Source organism: Micromonospora sp. NPDC049580, from assembly GCF_040675595.1.
Classification (GTDB): domain Bacteria; phylum Actinomycetota; class Actinomycetes; order Mycobacteriales; family Micromonosporaceae; genus Micromonospora.
This window is the reverse complement of record NZ_JBFAPG010000760.1, coordinates 1-1,813: the sequence shown is the minus strand read 5'-3', so window position 1 is coordinate 1,813 and position 1,813 is coordinate 1. Positions and strand designations below refer to the sequence as shown.

At 74.5% G+C, this 1,813-nt stretch carries 2 protein-coding genes; both read left to right on the top strand.

All coding sequences use genetic code 11. The annotated features are described in order from the left end of the window. Positions 1–133: 133 nt before the first annotated feature. Positions 134–490, top strand: a complete 357-nt coding sequence (locus AB0J68_RS31815) for a YciI family protein (RefSeq protein ID WP_355066679.1) — start codon at positions 134–136, stop codon at positions 488–490. Beyond that, positions 487–1,749, top strand: coding sequence for a DUF6596 domain-containing protein (locus AB0J68_RS31810; RefSeq protein ID WP_363942547.1), 1,263 nt, complete (start codon positions 487–489; stop codon positions 1,747–1,749). The genes AB0J68_RS31815 and AB0J68_RS31810 overlap by 4 nt, the downstream gene beginning before the upstream one ends. The last annotated feature ends 64 nt before the right edge of the window (positions 1,750–1,813 follow it).

The following is a 1,813-nucleotide window of genomic DNA, read 5'->3' as shown; positions in this document are numbered from 1 at the left end:
ACCACCGCCGGGAAGTCTTTCTGCGATTTTCTTCGGTACGCGGTAGGGAACGGGGTCTCGGCTCCGACCCTCCGGTGAGCCGCGCCCCGACCGGGGAGCGGCCAGCCAAGCGAGGAGCATCGCCGTGAAGTACATGCTGCTGATCTGGAACCGGCCCGGCTTCACCGAGGAGCTGACCGAAGCGGACCGTAATGCCCTGTTCGGCGAGGTGGACGAGATCATGAAGGAGCTGACCGAGAGCGGCGAGCTGGTCGACGGCCAGGCGCTGGCCAACCCGTCGCAGACGCAGACGGTCCGGCTCGCCGGCGGTCGCCCGGAGATCGTCGACGGGCCGTTCATGGAGAGCAAGGAGCAGTTCGCGGGCTACCTGACCGTCGACTGCGACAGCCCGCAGCGGGCCGCCGAGATCGCCGCGCGGTGGCCGGACGTGCGCTTCGGCGGGGCGATGGAGGTCCGCCCGATCATGGAGCAGGCCGGGACGGAGATGTGACCGACGACCGGACGGTCGAGGATCTGCTGCGCACGCTCGCGCCGCAGGTCCTCGGCCTGCTGGTCCGCCGACACGGCCAGTTCGACAGGTGCGAGGACGCGGTCCAGGAGGCGTTGCTCGCCGCCGCGACGCAGTGGCCCGCGCAGGGCGTACCGGACAATCCGCGCGCGTGGTTGCTCACCGTGGCCACCCGCCGGCTCACCGACGAGTGGCGCAGCGAGAGCGCCCGCCGGGACCGCGAGGTGGCGGTGGCGCTGCGCGAGCCGGCGTACGCCCAGGTGGCGCCGGCGGCCGACGCAGAGCCGGCGGTGGCGGACGCGGACGACACCCTCACCCTGCTCTTCCTCTGCTGCCATCCGGCGCTGGCGCCCTCGGCGCAGGTGGCGCTGACCCTGCGGGCGGTCGGCGGGCTCAGCACCGCCCAGATCGCCCGGGCGCACCTGCTGCCCGAGGCGACGATGAGCCAGCGGATCCGGCGGGCCAAGCAGCGAATCGAGGCCGCCGGGGCCCGGTTCCTGATGCCCGGGCCGGGTGAGCGCGGCGAGCGGCTGCGGACCGTGCTCCGGGTGCTCTACCTGATCTTCAACGAGGGGTACACCGCGTCCAGCGGACCGGATCTGCGACGGGCCGAACTGACCGGCGAGGCGATCCGACTGGCCCGCGTCCTGCACGGGCTGCTGCCCGACGACGGTGAGGTGACCGGGCTGCTGGCGCTGATGCTGCTCACCGACGCGCACCGGGCGGCCCGGGTCGGCGAGGACGGCGAGTTGGTGCCGCTGACCGAGCAGGACCGCGCCCGGTGGGACGCCGGTGCCATCGCGGAGGGAGTCGCCCTGGTCACCGAGGCGCTGACCTGGTCGCCGCCCGGCCCGTACCAGCTCCAGGCGGCGATCGCGGCGGTGCACGCCGAGGCGCCGACGGCCGCGGAGACGGACTGGCCGCAGATCGTGGCGCTCTACCGGCTGCTGGCCCGGATCGCTCCGAACCCGATGGTCACGCTCAACCAGGCGGTGGCCGTGGCCATGGTGGACGGGCCGCGGGCGGGGCTCGCCCTGCTCACCCCGCTTCACGCCGACGAGCGGATGGCCGGGCACCACCGGCTCGCCGCGGTCCGGGCGCACCTGCTGGAGCTGGCCGGGGAGCCGGGCGCGGCACGGGAGGCGTACCTGGCGGCCGCGCGCGGCACGACGAGCCTGCCCGAGCAGCGCTACCTGGAGCTGAGAGCCGCCCGGCTGGCGGGCCGGCCGTCACGCACCTGACGTACCGCGTGTCGCGCTGACCACGGCACGGCACGGCCCGGTCGCCGCGCGGCGCTGTCGCGCG